Origin of the sequence: Kineococcus terrestris (assembly GCF_041020755.1) — a bacterium.
Classification (GTDB): Bacteria; Actinomycetota; Actinomycetes; order Actinomycetales; family Kineococcaceae; genus Kineococcus; species Kineococcus terrestris.
In genome coordinates, this window is record NZ_JBEUEI010000008.1 from 70221 (window position 1) to 86266 (window position 16046).

Consider the following 16046-nt stretch of genomic DNA (forward strand, 5'->3'; position numbering starts at 1 on the left):
CCCCCGCGGTGCTAGCGTCGACGGCGTTCAGGGGAAGGTTCCCGTGTGTGGGGTGGGGCGCACGGGCGCCCGTCGTCCCCGGAGAACCCCGATGAACCGCCGTCTCGCGCACGGACGCGCCATGACACCTCCCGTCGCATCCCCCGTCGCATCCCCCGTCGCATCCCCCGTCGCATCCCCCGTCGCATCCCCCGTCGCACCCCCCGTCACGCCACCCGCTGCCCACGCCGCCGGGCCCTCGCTCGTCGCCGCCGGCGGCCCGGCCTTCCTCGTCACGGCCCTGCTCGGCCGGGTCCCGTCCTCGATGATCCAGCTCGGCCTGCTGATGGTCGTGACCTCCTCGGGCCTCGGCATCGGGCTCGGCGGTCTCACCGTCGCGGCCGTCGGCGTGGGCACCGCCCTCGGCGCGCCGCTCGTGGGGCGCGCCGTGGACCGCTGGGGACCGCTGCCCGTCGTGGTCGCGGCCACCGCCGTCCAGGTCACCGCCCTGCTGTGCCTGCTCGCCGTCACCGCGCCGGGCTCGCCCACCGCCGCGGTGCTGCTGTGCGCCGCCGTCGTCGGCGCCGCCAACCCGCAGGTCGGCTCCATCGCCCGCTCCCGCTGGTCGCACCTGGCCCGCCGCGGCGCCGGCCCCGACCTGGTGCACCGCGCGCTGGGGTACGAGGTCGCCGCCGACGAGGTCGGCTTCGTCGTCGGGCCCGTGGCCGCGGGCCTGCTGGTCGCGCTGCTCGGCCCGCTGCCGGCCCTGTGGGTCCTCGCCGCGGTCGCCGTCGCCGGCCAGGGCGCCTTCGCCGCGCAGCTGTGGACCGACCGCGCCACCTGGCCCCGGCGCACCGCGGCCACCCGCCGCCCGCGCGGGGAGCGGGCGGCGGGGGAGCGGCTGCCCCTGGTGCGGCTCGTCGCGCCGGCGCTCGCCTGCCTGGCGGTGGGCGCGGCCTTCGGCGCGACCCAGACGGGCCTGACCGCCGTGCACGCCCAGCGCGGCACCCCCGAGCTGACGGGGCTCGTGTACGCGTGCACGGGCATCGGCAGCGCCGTCGCCAGCCTCGTCCTGGCGCGCGCGACGCCGCGCGCCGGACTGGCCGCGCGCGTGGCGGCCGGCGGCGCCGTCCTGCTCCTGGGCGCCGCGGGCCTGGCCACGGCACCCGGGCCCGGCACCGCGGCGGTCTCCGCGCTGGTCGTCGGCGTCGGCGCGGGCCTGCTGCTGGTCAGCGGCTACACCCGCGGCGAGCAGGTCGCCCCCGCGCGCGCGGTCGCCTCGACGATGACGCTGCTGGCCACCGCGCTCGTGCTGGGGCTGTCCGCGGCGGCGGCGCTGGCCGGCGCCCTGGCCGGGGACGTCGTGACCGGCGACCCCGCGCGGGCGTTCTGGCCCGTCGCCGCGGCCGGTGTCCTCGCGGTCGGCGCCGGCCTGGCGCTGCGCGGGACCACGGCCCGCCGCTGACGCCCGCCCACCGCTGCCCCCCGCCCACCGCTCCGGCGCTCGGGAGCCGGTGCCGGAGGTCCGGCGACGGGTGGTCAGCGGCGGGCCGCCGGGTCCGCCGTCAGCCCCGCCAGCACGGCCAGCGCCCCGGCGGCCAGCAGCACCCCGCCGCCGGTCAGCGGCAGGCCGTCGTAGCCGACGACCGCGCCCGCGGGCCCGGTGACCAGCAGCCCGCCGAACCCGCCGACCACCACGACGAGGCCGAGCGCCGGCAGGGCCGGCACCGCTGCCGCGGCCAGGCCGGCCAGCACCACGGCGCTGGTGCGCACCCGGCGCCGCGACGGCTCGCGCCGGCCCGGACCGGTCAGCAGCACCAGCGGCGCCAGCGCGGCGACCAGCGCCGGCCCGGCCACCCACGCCTGCTCGCGCAGCCGCAGCGCCACCGGGTCCAGCAGCAGCAGCGCCGCGACCGCCACCGGCACCAGCACGCAGGCGGCCCGGACCCCCGGTGCCGGCGCGGGCGTCCCCGCGGTGCGCCCGGACGGGCGGGTGGCGGCGCAGGCGGCGGCGGTCAGCAGCAGCGCCGCGGTCACGAGCGTCGCCGAGGCCCGCAGCCCGGCGGGCACGTACGGCGACCACGCCGGCGTCGACAGGCCCTGCAGCGCCAGCAGGGGAGCGGTGGCCGCGGCCAGCGCCCCGGCGGCCGTCAGCCACCACCACCGGTGCCCGGTGCCGTCGGGGCGGGCCGTGCCCGCGGCGCGCGCGGCGCGCGGCCCCCCGGGCAGCGCGGCACCGGCGCCCGCCGCGGCGAGGGCCCCGAGGGCCGCCGCGGCCAGCAGCAGGCCGGCGGCCAGCGCGGGGGAGCGGCCGTCCACGACGGGGCCCAGGAGCGCGTTGGCGACCGCGAGCGCCAGCCCGCCGCCCACCCACGCCGCCACGGACCCGCGCGGGCGGGCGCGGGTGCCCGCGGCAGGCGCCAGGAGCAGCGCCAGGGCGCACCACAGCGCGACCAGGGCCGCCAGGCGCACGTCGTGCGCGGCCAGCGACAGCTCGCCCCCACCGGGCAGGTCCGGGGTGTGCTCGGGGCCCAGCGCCGCCGTCTCCCCGGCGCGCACCGCCCCCGCGGACGTCGCGGCCAGCGCCCACGCGAGCGCCGGGGCCAGCAGGGCGGGGACCGCCACCAGGGCGGTGAGCAGCGGCCCGCGCCGGGTGCTCGCGCCGGCGCGCGCGGTGACGTGGAGGCTCACACCGTCACGCTAGAGCCCGGTCCGCGCCCGGGGGCGTCGTGGACGGGGACGGCGCCGGTGTTCGCCGCCCGTTCCCGTCGGCGTCACCACGACGAGCCGCCGGCGCTCCATCAAGTGGGTTTTCACATACTATAGGCTATGGCGGCGAGCGGACCGTCAGAAGCGGGAGCACAGCTCTCGACGTCAGGACACCCCGGACGGGGTGCCCCGACGGTGCGACGTCCGCACCCACCGGCCCGGACGTCGCGCGCTCAGGACCGGGCGCGGGGGGCCAGCCGCTCCAGCTGGGTGACGTGGGCCGGCGTCAGCTCCGCCAGGGAGCGCACCTGCAGCAGCTTCATCGTCCGCACGACCTGCTCGGTGAGGATCTGGATCGTCCGGTCCACGCCCTGGCGCCCACCGGCCATGAGGCCGTACAGGTAGGCGCGCCCGATGAGCGTGAACCTGGCGCCCATCGCGATGGAGGCGACGACGTCGGCGCCGTTCATGATGCCGGTGTCGATGGCGACCTCGGTGTCCCGCCCGACCTCGCGCACCACGTCGGGCAGCAGGTGGAAGGGGATCGGCGCGCGGTCCAGCTGACGGCCCCCGTGGTTGGACAAGACGATCCCGTCCACGCCGAGGTCGGCGAGCCTGCGGGAGTCCTCGACGTTCTGCACGCCCTTGACGACCAGCTTGCCCGGCCACAGGGAGCGGATCTCGGCCAGGTCGTCGTAGGAGATCGAGGGGTCCATCGCGTAGTCCAGCAGCTCCCCGACGGTGCCGCCGGTCTCGGTGAGGGAGGCGAACTCCAGCTTGGCGGTGGTCAGGAAGTCGAACCACCACCACGGCCGCGCCAGGGTGTCCAGCACGGTCGAGGCCGTCAGCTGCGGCGGGATGGAGAAGCCGTTGCGCTTGTCGCGCAGCCGCGCCCCGGCGACGGGGGTGTCCACGGTGAACATCAGCGTGTCGAACCCGGCCCGCGCGGCTCGCTCCACGAGGCCGAAGGAGATGTCGCGCTGGCGCATCACGTACAGCTGGAACCAGTTGCGCCCGGTCGGGTTGGCCGCCTTCACGCCCTCGATGGAGGTGGTGCCCAGCGTGGACAGGGTGAACGGGATGCCCGCCGCCCCGGCCGCGGCCGCCCCGGCGCTCTCGCCCTCGGTCTGCATGAGCCGGGTGAAGCCCGTGGGGGCGATGCCGAACGGCAGCGCCGAGGGCCCTCCGAAGACCGTCGTGGACGTGTCGACCTCCGACACGTCGCGCAGGATCGAGGGGTGGAACTCCACGTCGGAGAACGCCTGGCGCGCGCGGGCGATCGACACCTCGCCCTCGGCGGAGCCGTCGGTGTAGTCGAAGGCCGCCCGGGGGGTGCGGCGCTTGGCGATGGCGCGCAGGTCCTCGATCGTCAGCGCCGCCTCCAGGCGGCGCTTGCGGCCGTTCAGCTCGGGCCGCTTGAAGCTGAGCAGCTCCAGGACCTCGCGGGCGTTGGGCACCTGACGCTCGATCGGGCGGTTCATCGGGCCATCCTCGCTCGGGGTTCGTGGCGGACGACGTGGCAGGAGCGGCGGGCCACGGCCCGCAGGTCCTCCAGGTCGGGACCCAGCCGGCCGGCGGCGCGGGCCTGGACGAGCAGGTTGCCCGTCGCGGTGGCCTCCACCGGACCGGCCAGCACGGGCAGGCCGCAGCGGTCGGCGGTCGCCCGGCACAGCAGGGTGTTCAGCGCGCCGCCGCCCACCAGGTGGACCACGCGCACCTCGTGCCCGGCCAGGCGCTCGGCGTCGGCCACCGCGGCGGCGAACGCCACGGCCAGGCTCTCCACGACGCTGCGCACCAGCTCCGGCCGGGACCCCGGCACCGGCTGGCCGTGCTCTCGGCACCAGTCGCGCACGCGGCCGGGCACGTCACCGGGGGGCATGAACACCGGATCGTCCACGTCGAACACCGCGACCGGCCCCTCGACGCGGGCGGCGGCCTCCAGCAGCTCGCCCAGCAGGGCCGAGCGCTCGGTGTCGGTGGCGGCCGGCTCCCAGTGCCGCAGCGACTCGCTCAGCAGCCACAGCCCCATGACGTTGCGCAGGAACCGGGTGCGCCCGTCCACGCCGCCCTCGTTGGTGAACCCGGCCCGGCGGGCGTCCTCGGTGAGCACGGGGGCGTCCAGCTCCAGCCCGACCAGCCCCCACGTGCCGCAGGAGACGTAGGCGAAGCCCTCGCCCGCGGCCGGGACCGCGACCACCGCGGAGGCCGTGTCGTGCGAGCCCACGGCCACCACGTCCAGCGCGCGGCCCACGACCCGGGCGGCCTCCGGGCGCAGCCGGCCCACCCGGGTGCCGGGGTCGACCAGCGGCGGCAGCAGCCGCGGGTCGAGCCCCAGCGTCCGGGCCAGGTCCACGTCCCACGTGCGCTCGCGCGCGCCCAGCAGACCCGTGGTGGAGGCGTTGGTGCGCTCGGCCACGGCGGCCCCGGTCAGCCAGAAGCCGAGCAGGTCCGGCACCAGCAGCACCGTGTCGGCCACCTGGAGCAGCGGGCCCTCGGCGGCCAGCTGGAACAGGGTGTTGAACGGCAGGTGCTGCAGCCCGTTGCGCGCGAACAGCTCCGCGGCGCCGACGCGCTCGTGCACGGCGGCCACCCCGGCGGCGGTGCGGGCGTCGCGGTAGTGGAACGGCACCCCCAGCAGGCGCCGCCCGGACAGCAGCCCGTAGTCCACCGCCCAGGAGTCCACCCCCACGCTGCGGACCGCGCCCGGCGCCAGGCGCTCGGCCGCCGCCAGGCCGGCCAGGACCTGCCGGTACAGCTCCAGCACGTTCCAGCGCAGCCCGTCGGGCAGCTCCACCGGGTCGTTGCCGAAGCGCGCGACCTGCCGCGCGGCCAGGACCGGGCCCCCGTCGGCGTCCTCGAGGTGACCGAGCAGGACCCGGCCGCTCGTGGCGCCCAGGTCGACGGCCGCGAACGCCTCCTGCCCGCTCACCGCAGGAACGCGGCGGCCACGCCCGCGTCCACGGGCACGTGCAGGCCGGTGGTGTGCGACAGCTCCCCGGCGGTCAGCACGAACACCGCGGCGGCCACGTGCTCGGGCAGCACCTCGCGCTTGAGCAGGGTGCGCTGGGCGTAGTACTTGCCCAGCTCCTCCTCCGGCACCCCGTACGTCGCCGCGCGCTGGGCACCCCACCCGCCGGCGAAGATGCCCGAACCGCGCACCACCCCGTCGGGGTTGACGCCGTTGACCTTCACCCCGTACTGGCCCAGCTCGGCGGCCAGCAGCCGCACCTGGTGGGCCTGGTCGGCCTTGACCGCCGAGTAGGCGATGTTGTTCGGGCCGGCGAACACGGAGTTCTTGGAGGCGATGTAGACGACGTCCCCGCCCATGCCCTGGGCGATGAGGACCTTCGCCGCGGCCTGCGAGACGAGGAAGGACCCCTTGGCCATGACGTCGTGCTGCAGGTCCCAGTCCCGCTCGGTCGTCTCCAGCAGCGGCTTGGAGATCGACAGGCCCGCGTTGTTGACGACCAGGTCCAGCCCCCCGAAGGCCAGCACGGCCTCCTCGACCGCGGCGGCCACGGCCGCCGGGTCCGACACGTCCGCGGCCACGCCCACCGCGACGTCGGCCCCCTTCGCGCCCGCGATCTCCGCGGCCGCCTCCCGCGCCTTCGCCAGGTCCAGGTCGGCCACGACGACGCAGGCGCCCTCGGCGGCCAGCCGGACGGCGATGGCCTTGCCGATGCCGGAGGCCGCCCCGGTGACCAGCGCGATCCGGGTGGCCAGCGGCCTGGGCTTCGGCATCCGCGCCAGCTTGGCCTCCTCCAGCGCCCAGTACTCGATGCGGAACTTCTCGCTCTCGGGGATGGGCGCGTACGAGGACAGGCCCTCCGCCCCGCGCATCACGTTGATCGCGTTGACGTAGAACTCCCCGGCCACGCGGGCCGTCTGCGCGTCCCGGCCGTAGGAGAACATGCCCACCCCGGGCACCAGCACGATCAGCGGGTCGGCGCCGCGCATCGCGGGGGAGTCCGCGGTGGCGTGCCGCTCGTAGTAGGCGCGGTAGTCCGCGCGGTAGGCCTCGTGCAGCTCGTGCAGGCGCGCGGTGACCTCCTCCAGGGGGGCGCTCGCGGGCAGGTCCACCACCAGGGGCCGGACCTTGGTGCGCAGGAAGTGGTCCGGGCAGGAGGTGCCCAGCGCGGCCAGGCGGGGGTGCTCCTCGCGGGACAGGAAGTCCAGGACGACGTCCGCGTCGGTGAAGTGCCCGACCTGCGGGGCGTCGTGGCTGGCGATGCCGCGGACCACGGGCGCCAGCGCCGCGGCCCGCGCGCGCCGCTCGGCGGCGGGCAGGGCGGCGTAGCCGTCGAGCACGGGCCCGAACGGCTCGGGGCGGGAGTGCTCGGCGATGTGCGCCTCGGCGGTCTCGATGATCCAGCGGGAGTTCGCCTCGGCCTCCTCGGAGGTGTCCCCCCAGGCGGTGATGCCGTGCCCGCCCAGGACGCAGCCGACGGCGTCCGGGTGCTGCTCGTGGATCGCGGCGACGTCCAGGCCCAGCTGGAAGCCGGGCCGGCGCCAGGGCACCCACACGACCTTCCCGCCGTAGATCCGCCGGGTCAGCTCCTCGCCGTCGGCGGCGCAGGCGACGGCGATGCCGGCGTCGGGGTGCAGGTGGTCCACGTGCGCGGCGTCCACCAGGGCGTGCATGGCGGTGTCGATGGAGGGTGCCGCGCCCCCCTTGCCGTGCAGGCAGAAGTCGAACGCGGCGACCACCTCGTCCTCGCGCTCCACCCCCGGGTACGTCCCGCGCAGGGCGCGCACCCGGTCCAGGCGCAGGACCGCCAGGCCCTGCTCGGTCAGGGTGCCCAGGTCACCGCCGGAGCCCTTGACCCACAGCAGCTCCACCTCCCGCCCGGTCACCGGGTCGGTGCCGGTGACCTTGGCGGAGGTGTTTCCGCCGGCGTAGTTGGTGAAGCGGGGGTCGGCGCCCAGGGCGTGCGAGCGCGCGAGCAGCTGCCCGACCGCGCCCGTCGTCGTGTCCGTGGTGCTGGTGGGGCCGGTCACCGCGCTCACGCCCCCCACCCGGCCTGCCGGCCGCCGACGCGCTCGGCGGCCACGCGCTCGGCGTACCCGGAGGTCCGGAACGCGGCCACCGGGTCCTGGCCGGTCAGGCCCAGCGACTCGCGCAGCTGCGCCAGCAGCGGGCGCACGTCGGTGTGGTAGGCGTCCATGAGGACGTCGTGCGCGCCGAGGACGTCCCCGGCCCGCTGCGCCGCGCGCAGCGCCTCGCGGTCGACCAGCAGCGCCTTGGCGGTGGCCTGCTGCACGTTGGTCACCGAGCGGATCTGCCCGCCGACCTTCTCCTCGACGTTGTGGCACTGGTCGAGCATGAAGTTCACCCCCGGGCCCGCCGGGTCCCACGCCGGGGCCGGCGCCAGCGCGTCCGAGCGCACGATCTCGTACATGATCCGGAACAGCTGGAACGGGTCCGCGGCACCGGCCATGAGGTCGTCGTCGGCGTAGAAGCGCGAGTTGAAGTCGAAGGCGCCCAGGCGCCCGGCGCGCAGCAGCTGCACCACGACGAACTCGATGTTCGTGCCCGGCGCGTGGTGGCCGGTGTCCAGGACGACCTTCGCGCGCTCACCCAGGGCCAGGCAGTGCAGCAGCGAGGTGCCCCAGTCCGGGACGTCGGTGGCGTAGAAGGCCGGCTCGAAGAACTTGTACTCCAGCACCAGGCGCATGTCCTCGTCCAGCAGCGCGTACACCTGCTGCAGCGAGTCGGCCAGGCGCTCCTGGCGCTCGCGCAGGTCGTCCTGACCGGGGTAGTTGGTGCCGTCGGGCAGCCACAGCTTCAGCTCCTTCGAGCCGGTGGCGCGCATGACGTCCACGCACTCGGCGTGGTGGGCCACGGCCTTGGCGCGCACCCGCTCGTCCGGGTGCGTCAGCGAGCCGAGCTTGTAGTCGTCGTCCTGGAAGAGGTTGGCGTTGACCATCCCGATCGTCAGGCCGTGGTCGGCGGCGTGCGCGGCCAGCTTCCCGTAGTCGTCGACGAGGTCCCACGGGATGTGCAGCGACACGCGCGGGGCGATCCCGGTGTACCGGTGCACCTGGGCGGCGTCGCTGACCTTCTCGAAGGGGTCGCGGGGGGTGCCGGGCGTGCCGAAGACCTTGAACCGGGTCCCGGAGTTGCCGAACGCCCACGAGGGCAGCTCGATCGTCTGCTGCCGCAGCGCCTCCAGCGCCGCCTGCTGCCTGTCCATGCTGTACTCCGCTCCATCGGGGGGTGCGGCGACTCTAGACCGGCCTTGACACGTTTCACAAGCATGTCGGGCGGGGGAGGTGGCAGGGTGCCGCCATGGCGACGGTGAAGCAGGTGGCGGAGCGCGCCGGGGTGTCGCTGGGGACCGTCAGCAACGTCCTCAACCGCCCCGAGGTCGTCTCCGAGGCGCTGCGCGAGCGCGTGCTGCGCGCCATCGACGAGCTGGGCTTCGTGCGCAACGAGTCCGCCCGCCAGCTGCGCGCCGGCGTCAGCCGCACCGTGGCCGTCGTCGTCCTCGACGTGGCCAACCCCTTCTTCACCGACGTCGTCACCGGCGCGGAGGCCCTGGCCGAGGAGCACGACGCCCTCGTCGTCGTCTGCAACAGCGGCGGCTCCACCCACCGCGAGGCCGGGCACCTGCGCCGCCTGGCCCAGCAGCGCCCCCTCGGGCTGCTGCTGAGCCCCGTCGAGGACGACGACGACGACCGCGCCCCGCTGCTGGAGGCGCTGCGCCGGCAGGGCACCGCCGTCGTCCTCGTCGACCGCGGCGCCACCGGCGAGGGCGGCTGGTCCGTCTCCGTCGACGACCGCCTCGGCGGCCGCGTGGCCGGGCGGCACCTGGCGGACCTGGGGCACCGGCGGGTCGCCTTCGTCGGCGGCCCCCTCGGCCTGCGGCAGGTCGCCGACCGCCTGGCCGGGCTGCGCGAGGCGCTGGCCGGCGCCGGCCTGCCCGCGCCGGAGGTCCTCGAGGTCCCCGAGCTGTCCGTGCGCGCCGGCGCCGAGGCCGCCGCCCGGCTGCTGGCGCGCCCCGCCGGCGAGCGGCCCAGCGCCGTCTCCTGCGCCAACGACCTGCTCGCCCTCGGCGCCCTCAACGAGTGCGTGCGCCGCCGCGTCGCCGTGCCCGCCGAGCTGGCCGTCGTCGGCTACGACGACATCGACTTCGCCGCCACCGCCAGCGTGCCGCTGACCTCGGTGCGCCAGCCGCGCGCCCAGCTGGGCCGCACCGCCGTGCAGCTGCTGCTGGAGCAGGTCGCCGGCCGCCCGGCCCGCCGCGTCGTCTTCGACCCCGAGCTCGTCGTGCGCGCCTCCACCGCCGCTCAGGAGCCGTCGCCGCCGGCGCCCCCGAGCCCCCCGCCCTCCAGGCCCTCGCGCACCTCAAGGCCCAGGTCCGCGGCCAGCAGCGGCGCCAGCAGCAGCAGCTGATCCGGGTCCACCACCGCCCCGCGCAGACTGCCCACCCCCGCCAGCGCCGACAGCCGCACCCCGCGCAGGTCCACGTCCGCCAGCCGCGCCCCCTGCACGTCCAGCGCTCCCACCCGGCAGCCCGGCAGCGCCACCCGCGCCGCGCTCGCCCCCGCCAGGTCCAGCTCCTCCACGCTGCACCCGCGCAGCACCACGTCGGCCAGGTCCGCCCCGCGCAGGTTCACGTACCCCAGCCGGCAGTCCACCAGCTCCACCGAGCGCCACGTCGCGTCGTACAGCTCCGCCGACCCCAGCCGCGAGCGCTCCAGCCGCACCCCGGCCCAGTCCGTCCCCGCGCCGGAGACCACCGGCACGTCCAGGTCGGCGACCTCCACGTCCCGCCAGCGCGCCGAGCGCCACCGCGCCTCCCGGGCACGCACCCCGCGCAGCCGGCACTCGCGCACCGCACCGCCGGCCACGTCGAGCACGTCCACGTGCAGGTCCGCGAACTCCAGCGCCTCCGGCTGCGCGCGCGGGCCCAGGTCCCCGGGCAGCCCCACCGCCAGCTCGGGCAGCCGCAGCGGCTCCAGCCGGGGCCCGCCGCCCCGGGCCGGGCTCACAACCAGCCCCGCCGTCGGAACAGCGTGAACAGCAGGACGCTGACGCCCAGCATGAGGGCGAGCGCGAACGGGTAGCCCCACGCCCACCCCAGCTCCGGCATCACCTCGAAGTTCATGCCGTACACGCCGCCCACCACCGTGGGGGCGAAGAGGATCGCCGCCCACGCGGAGATCTTCTTCACCTCCTCGCTCTGGGCGTAGCTGGCCTCCGTCAGCGAGCGCATCTCCTCGTTCTGCCGCTGCGCCACCAGCGTCGCGTTGACCGTGAGGATGTCGCGCAGCATCACCCGGAAGCCCTCGATGCGCTCGGTCGCCACCGTCACGTGGTCGGCCACATCCCGCAGGTGGCGCTGCAGCTCCTCGTCCACCCGGTACTTGGCGAACCCCGCGCTCAGCCCCGCCAGCATCTGCGTCAGCGGCGCCACCGCCCGCTGGAAGTCCACGACCTCCCGGGACAGCTCGTAGATGCGCCGCGACACCGCCGGGTCGCCCCCGAACACCTGGCTCTCGATCTCGTCGACGTCCTGCTCCAGCCCCCGCAGCACCGGCGCGAACCCGTCGACCACCACGTCCAGCACCGCGTACAGCACCGCCTCGGTGCCCAGCGCCAGCAGCTGCGGCTGCTCCTCCATCCGCCGCCGCACCAGCGCCAGGTCCGGCGACTCGGCGTGCCGCACGGTGATGACGAAGTCCGGGCCGATGAAGACGTGCAGCTCCCCGAACTCCACCTCCTCGCGCTCGTCCACGTACCGGGCTGCGCGCAGCACCACGAACAGGGTGTCCCCGTACCGCTCCAGCTTGGGGCGCTGGTGCGCCAGCACCGCGTCCTCCACCGCCAGCTCGTGCAGGCCGAACTCGGCCGCCAGCGACTCCAGCTCGTCCTCCGCCGGCCGGTACAGGCCCATCCACGCGAACGAGCCCTCCTGCGCGGTGTCCTCCGCGCGCAGCAGCGCGAACGTCTCGCCCAGCGACCCGGGCGAGGCCACCCGCCGCCCGTCCCGGTAGACCCCGCTGTCCACCAGGCTGCGCCGCCCGAAGGTCGCGGCCGGGATCGCGCCGTCGTGCACCAGGTCGCGCGCCCGCTCGATCTCCGCGCGCGGGCCGGTGCGGCGCCCCGGTGCCGGGCGCGGCAGCCGGCGGCCCCTCACCACGCGCCCACCCCGGCGCCCACCCGGGCACCCGGCCCGGCGCCCAGCCTCGCGATCACCGGCTCACCCCCACGCCCGCAGACCCTAGTCTGCGGCGGGCGAGCGCCCGCCCCGGCGGCGGCGCCCCGCGAGCACCCCACCACCGCGCGAGAGGCACGACGTACCGGCATGGGCACCGAGCACCAGACCCCTCCCACCCCCGACAGTTCCCCGACCGCGCAGCGCCCGGCGCCCCGCCTCGGCTGGCGCCTGCACGGCGACGGCCGCCACGTCGCCCCCGGCGAGGTCGTCGCCCCCGACGAGCGGCTCAGCTGGTGGCGCACCACCGGCATCGGCGCCCAGCACGTCGTGGCCATGTTCGGCTCCACCGTCCTCGTGCCGGCGCTGACCGGCTTCCCGGCCTCCGCGACGCTCTTCTTCTCCGCGGTGGGCACGGTCCTGTTCCTGCTGCTGACCGGCAACCGGCTGCCCAGCTACCTGGGCTCCTCCTTCGCCTTCATCGCGCCGATCCTCGCCGCCTCCGCCACCGCGGGACCGGCCGTCGCCGCCGGAGGGGTCCTGCTCACCGGTGCCCTGCTCGCCCTCGTCGGCGCCGTCGTCCACCTCACCGGCGCCCGCTGGATCGACGCCCTCATGCCGCCCGTCGTCACCGGCAGCATCGTCGCCCTCATCGGCCTCAACCTCGCCCCCGCCGCGTGGGGCAGCTGCGGCGAGGACGGCACCTGCTCGGGCTTCCGCGCCTCGCCCGGCACCGCCCTGGCCACCCTGGCCGCGATCGTCCTGGCCACGGTCCTCTTCCGCGGGCTGCTCGGGCGCCTGGCGATCCTCCTCGGCGTCGTCGTCGGCTACGGCGTGGCCGCCTTGCGCGGCGAGGTCGACACCACCCCCGTCGCCGAGGCCGCCTGGATCGGCTGGCCGGAGTTCACCGCCCCCGCCTTCGACGCGAGCGTCCTGGCGCTCTTCCTGCCCGTCGTCTTCGTGCTCGTCGCCGAGAACGTCGGCCACGTGCGCTCCGTGGCCGCCATGACCGGCCGCGACACCGGCCCCCTCACCGGCCGCGCCCTGCTCGCCGACGGCCTGGCCACCACCCTGGCCGGCACCGGCGGCGGCTCCGGCACCACCACCTACGCCGAGAACATCGGCGTCATGGCCGCCACCAAGGTCTACTCCACGGCCGCCTACTGGGTCGCCGCCGGCGCCGCCCTCCTGCTCAGCCTCTCGCCCAAGTTCGGCGCCCTCGTCGCCACCGTCCCCGCCGGCGTGCTCGGCGGCGCCGCCACCCTGCTGTACGGGATGATCGGCGTCCTCGGCGCCCGCATCTGGGTCCAGCACCGCGTCGACTTCTCCGAGCCGGCCAACCTCACCACCGCGGCCGTCTCCCTCGTCGTCGGCATCGCCAACTACACCGTCGTCACCGACGGCGGCCTGCAGTTCGAGGGCATCGCGCTGGGCACCGCCGCCGCCATCGCCACCTACCACCTCATGCGGGCCGTCGGCCGCCTGCGCGGCACCACCACGCCCGACGAGACCAGCGCGACCCAGCCCCTGGGCACCCCGTGAGTCCCGGCTGGCTGCGCCCCGCCGGGGACGTGGCCCTGGCCGTCCTGGCCGCCGCCGTCTCCGTCGGCCTCGGCATCGAGCGCACCGACGCCTGGGACCCGCCCACCGCCACCGTCGTCCTCCTCGTCGTCCTGGCCGCGGTCCTCGCCGTCGCCTCCACGACGTGGTCGGCGGTCGCGGGCGTGCGCTCGCGGCGGCGCGGGGCGCGGCGGGAGGTGCTGGACCGGCTGCTCAGCGGCGCGCTGTGGGCGGTGGTCGACCTGACCGGCCGCGACGCCCGCGAGCTGGCCACCGCGGCCTACCGGGTGCGCGGGGACCGGCTGGTGCGGCTGCACCGGGTGCGGGCCCGCCGCCGCCCGGGCGCGTCCGGCACGGCGTGGGCGGTGGGGCAGGGGGTGCTGGGGCGCAGCGTCGCCGAGGGTCGCGTCGTGGCCGTCGACCTGGCCGCGACCCCGCAGGAGGGCAGGGGCTCCCTCGGTGACGAGGCGTGGGGGCGGCTGCGCGGCCTGCACGAGGTCGTCGTGGCGGTGCCCGTCGTGGACGACGCGGGGGAGTCCTCCCGCGTGGTCGGGTGCGTGGTGCTGGACGGCCCGGCGGGGTCGCTCGAGCAGCTGACGACGCCCGCGGTCCTGGGCGTCCTCGAGGCCGCCGGCGCGCTGCTGCTGGAGGTCGACGGGAGGGCGGCCGCGCGCAGCACCTCTGTCTCTTCGCATACTATAGCACAAGGCGAAAACGCCTCTGGCGCGACCGCTCTGCAGCGGTCGCTGGACCGCCTCGACGGGACGGGCTGACCTCCCGCAGCGGCCCGGGGGACACTCCCCGGGTGCACCTGCCACCCCTGGTCGACCCGGCGCCCGCGCTGACCGCGGCGGAACGCCGCCGCTACGCCCGGCAGCTCCTGCTGCCCGAGGTGGGGGAGGTGGGGCAGCGGCGGCTGAAGGCCGCCCGGGTGCTCGTGGTGGGCGCCGGCGGGCTGGGGTCACCGGCGCTGCTGTACCTGGCCGCGGCGGGCGTCGGCACGCTCGGCGTCGTCGACGACGACGTGGTGGAGGAGTCCAACCTGCACCGGCAGGTCGTCCACGGCAGCGCCGACGTGGGACGGGCGAAGGTGGACAGCGCCGCGGACGCCCTCGCGGCCGCCAACCCGCTGGTGCGGGTGGTGCGGCACCGCGAGCGGATGACACCCGCCAACGCCGACGCCCTCGTCGCCGGCTACGACCTCGTCCTGGACGGCTCGGACACCTTCGCCACCCGCTACGTCGTCAACGACGCCTGCGTGCGCACCGGCACGCCGTGGGTGTGGGGCGCGGTCCTGCGCTTCGACGGGCAGGCCGCGGTCTTCTGGCCCGGCCGGGGGCCGGTCTACCGCGACGTCTTCCCGGTGCCGCCCCCGCCCGGCACGGTGCCCTCCTGCGGCGAGGCGGGCGTCCTGGGCGGCGTGTGCGCCGCCGTGGGAGCCGTGATGGTCACCGAGGCGGTCAAGCTCGTCACGGGGGCCGGGCACCCGGCGGTGGGGCGCGTGCTCGTCCTGGACGCCCTGGCGGGCTCGTGGCGGTCGCTGGAGGTGCGGCCCCGGTCCGCGCCCCCGGCGACCACCGGGACGGCCCCGGGGGAGCGGGGGGGCGCGGAGGGGCCGGCGGCCGTCCCGGCCGGTGAGGACGAGCTGCCGGAGACGACGGTGGCGCAGCTGGCCGCCGCGCTGGCCGGGCCGCGACCCCCGTCGGTGGTCGACGTGCGCGAGGCGGAGGAGCACGCGGCGGCGGCGATCCCCGGGGCGCTGCTCGTGCCGCTGGCGTCGCTGGACGCCGCCGCGCTGCCGGACGGGCCGGTGGTGCTGCACTGCGCGGCCGGCCAGCGGTCCGCGACCGCCCTGCGCCGGGTGCGGGAGCAGGGCCGGCGCGACGTGACTCACCTGGCCGGGGGGATGGCCGCCTGGGTCAGCGCCGGCGAGGAGGTCGTCGGCAGCGACCGGGCCCGCTGAGCGAGCTCCGCGCCGACGCCGTCGCGCACGAAGGAGGCGGTCAGGGCCGCCAGGGCGGTCCCGAGGACCGCGGCGGCGAGGACGACGGGGACCGCGGGGACGAGGGCGACGGCCAGCGCGGCGGCCTGCGCCCCGGCCACGACGCGGCGGAACTGGCTGTGCGGCAGCGGTGCGCGCAGCGCCGGCCGCACGCGGGCCAGGGCGGCGTAGCCGTAGCGCATGAGACCGAGCAGGAGGACCCAGGGGCCGACGACGGTGGCGGCCAGCACCGAGAGGACCAGCAGGAGGGCCGCGTCGGACTGCATGTCCAGCTCGGCGCCGTGGTCGGTGGAGGTGCCGGTGCGGCGGGCTACGAACCCGTCGAGGGCGTCCAGCGCGGCCGCGGGCACGAGCAGCGCCGTGAGCGTCCACGAGCGCGCGTCACCGCCCTCGGCCAGGGCGACGAGAGTCCCGGCGGCGACCGTGCCCGCCAGCGCCAGGCGCGTCAGCGTCACCGCGTCCGCCGGGGTGGTGCGCCGCCCGCGCAGCGGAGGCACGGCCACGGCCGCGACGACGGCCGCGCCCAGGACGACGGCAGGGACGGCCCAGCGGACCGGAACCCCAACCACGAGGAGGGCGGACGCGCCGACCTGACCGGCGACGGCGAGGAGGACGGCTCTCACCGGATCAGGTGA

The 16046-nt window shown here is 76.9% G+C and carries 13 protein-coding genes; 5 read left to right on the forward strand and 8 right to left on the reverse strand.

Annotated features, from left to right (window positions below; all coding sequences use genetic code 11):
- Nucleotides 1–304: 304 nt before the first annotated feature.
- On the forward strand, nt 305–1444 hold the full coding sequence (locus AB8M62_RS06975; RefSeq protein ID WP_369069058.1) for an MFS transporter: 1140 nt from the start codon (nt 305–307) through the stop codon (nt 1442–1444).
- 74 nt (nt 1445–1518) lie between these two features.
- On the opposite strand, the gene AB8M62_RS06980 is transcribed toward AB8M62_RS06975, so the two are convergent.
- The 5 genes from AB8M62_RS06980 to rhaI form a co-directional block, all read right to left on the reverse strand.
- Nucleotides 1519–2670 carry a hypothetical protein gene (locus tag AB8M62_RS06980; RefSeq protein ID WP_369069059.1) on the reverse strand — a complete coding sequence of 384 codons (1152 nt, stop codon included), beginning with the start codon at nt 2668–2670 and terminating at the stop codon, nt 1519–1521.
- Nucleotides 2671–2921: 251 nt separating this feature from the next.
- On the reverse strand, nt 2922–4169 hold the full coding sequence (locus tag AB8M62_RS06985) for an alpha-hydroxy acid oxidase (RefSeq protein WP_369069060.1): 1248 nt from the start codon (nt 4167–4169) through the stop codon (nt 2922–2924).
- The gene (locus AB8M62_RS06990) at nt 4166–5617 is read right to left on the reverse strand and encodes a rhamnulokinase (protein WP_369069061.1); all 1452 of its coding nucleotides are present in this window, start codon (nt 5615–5617) and stop codon (nt 4166–4168) included. Before AB8M62_RS06990 ends, AB8M62_RS06985 begins: the two co-directional genes overlap by 4 nt.
- A complete protein-coding gene (locus tag AB8M62_RS06995) occupies nt 5614–7686 on the reverse strand; it encodes a bifunctional aldolase/short-chain dehydrogenase (RefSeq protein ID WP_369069103.1) in 2073 nt (690 codons plus the stop codon). The genes AB8M62_RS06990 and AB8M62_RS06995 overlap by 4 nt, the downstream gene beginning before the upstream one ends.
- Nucleotides 7687–7691: 5 nt before the next feature.
- Nucleotides 7692–8882: an L-rhamnose isomerase gene (gene rhaI / locus AB8M62_RS07000; protein WP_369069062.1), complete on the reverse strand. Its 1191-nt coding sequence runs from the start codon at nt 8880–8882 to the stop codon at nt 7692–7694.
- 95 nt (nt 8883–8977) lie between these two features.
- Between rhaI and AB8M62_RS07005 the strand changes: the two genes are divergently transcribed.
- The gene (locus AB8M62_RS07005) at nt 8978–10084 is read left to right on the forward strand and encodes a LacI family DNA-binding transcriptional regulator (RefSeq protein ID WP_369069063.1); all 1107 of its coding nucleotides are present in this window, start codon (nt 8978–8980) and stop codon (nt 10082–10084) included.
- On the opposite strand, the gene AB8M62_RS07010 is transcribed toward AB8M62_RS07005, so the two are convergent.
- Together AB8M62_RS07010 and AB8M62_RS07015 are read right to left on the reverse strand one after the other, a co-directional pair.
- Nucleotides 9979–10683 (reverse strand): pentapeptide repeat-containing protein, encoded by a 705-nt coding sequence (locus AB8M62_RS07010; RefSeq protein WP_369054591.1) that lies wholly within the window; start codon nt 10681–10683, stop codon nt 9979–9981. The two genes, AB8M62_RS07005 and AB8M62_RS07010, sit on opposite strands and share 106 nt — an antisense overlap.
- Nucleotides 10680–11831, reverse strand: a complete 1152-nt coding sequence (locus AB8M62_RS07015) for a magnesium and cobalt transport protein CorA (protein WP_373694878.1) — start codon at nt 11829–11831, stop codon at nt 10680–10682. Before AB8M62_RS07015 ends, AB8M62_RS07010 begins: the two co-directional genes overlap by 4 nt.
- A gap of 168 nt (nt 11832–11999) precedes the next feature.
- Between AB8M62_RS07015 and AB8M62_RS07020 the strand changes: the two genes are divergently transcribed.
- Genes AB8M62_RS07020 through moeB form a run of 3 tightly spaced genes read left to right on the forward strand, consistent with a single transcriptional unit; the run spans nt 12000 to nt 15372 of the window.
- Complete coding sequence (locus tag AB8M62_RS07020; protein WP_369069064.1) at nt 12000–13391, forward strand: uracil-xanthine permease family protein; 1392 nt, start codon at nt 12000–12002, stop codon at nt 13389–13391.
- A complete protein-coding gene (locus AB8M62_RS07025) occupies nt 13388–14182 on the forward strand; it encodes a hypothetical protein (protein ID WP_369069065.1) in 795 nt (264 codons plus the stop codon). The genes AB8M62_RS07020 and AB8M62_RS07025 overlap by 4 nt, the downstream gene beginning before the upstream one ends.
- Before the next feature lie 32 nt (nt 14183–14214).
- Nucleotides 14215–15372: a molybdopterin-synthase adenylyltransferase MoeB gene (gene moeB, locus AB8M62_RS07030; protein ID WP_369069066.1), complete on the forward strand. Its 1158-nt coding sequence runs from the start codon at nt 14215–14217 to the stop codon at nt 15370–15372.
- On the opposite strand, the gene AB8M62_RS07035 is transcribed toward moeB, so the two are convergent.
- Nucleotides 15300–16034 (reverse strand): CDP-alcohol phosphatidyltransferase family protein, encoded by a 735-nt coding sequence (locus AB8M62_RS07035; protein ID WP_369069067.1) that lies wholly within the window; start codon nt 16032–16034, stop codon nt 15300–15302. The two genes, moeB and AB8M62_RS07035, sit on opposite strands and share 73 nt — an antisense overlap.
- Nucleotides 16035–16046 lie beyond the last annotated feature (12 nt).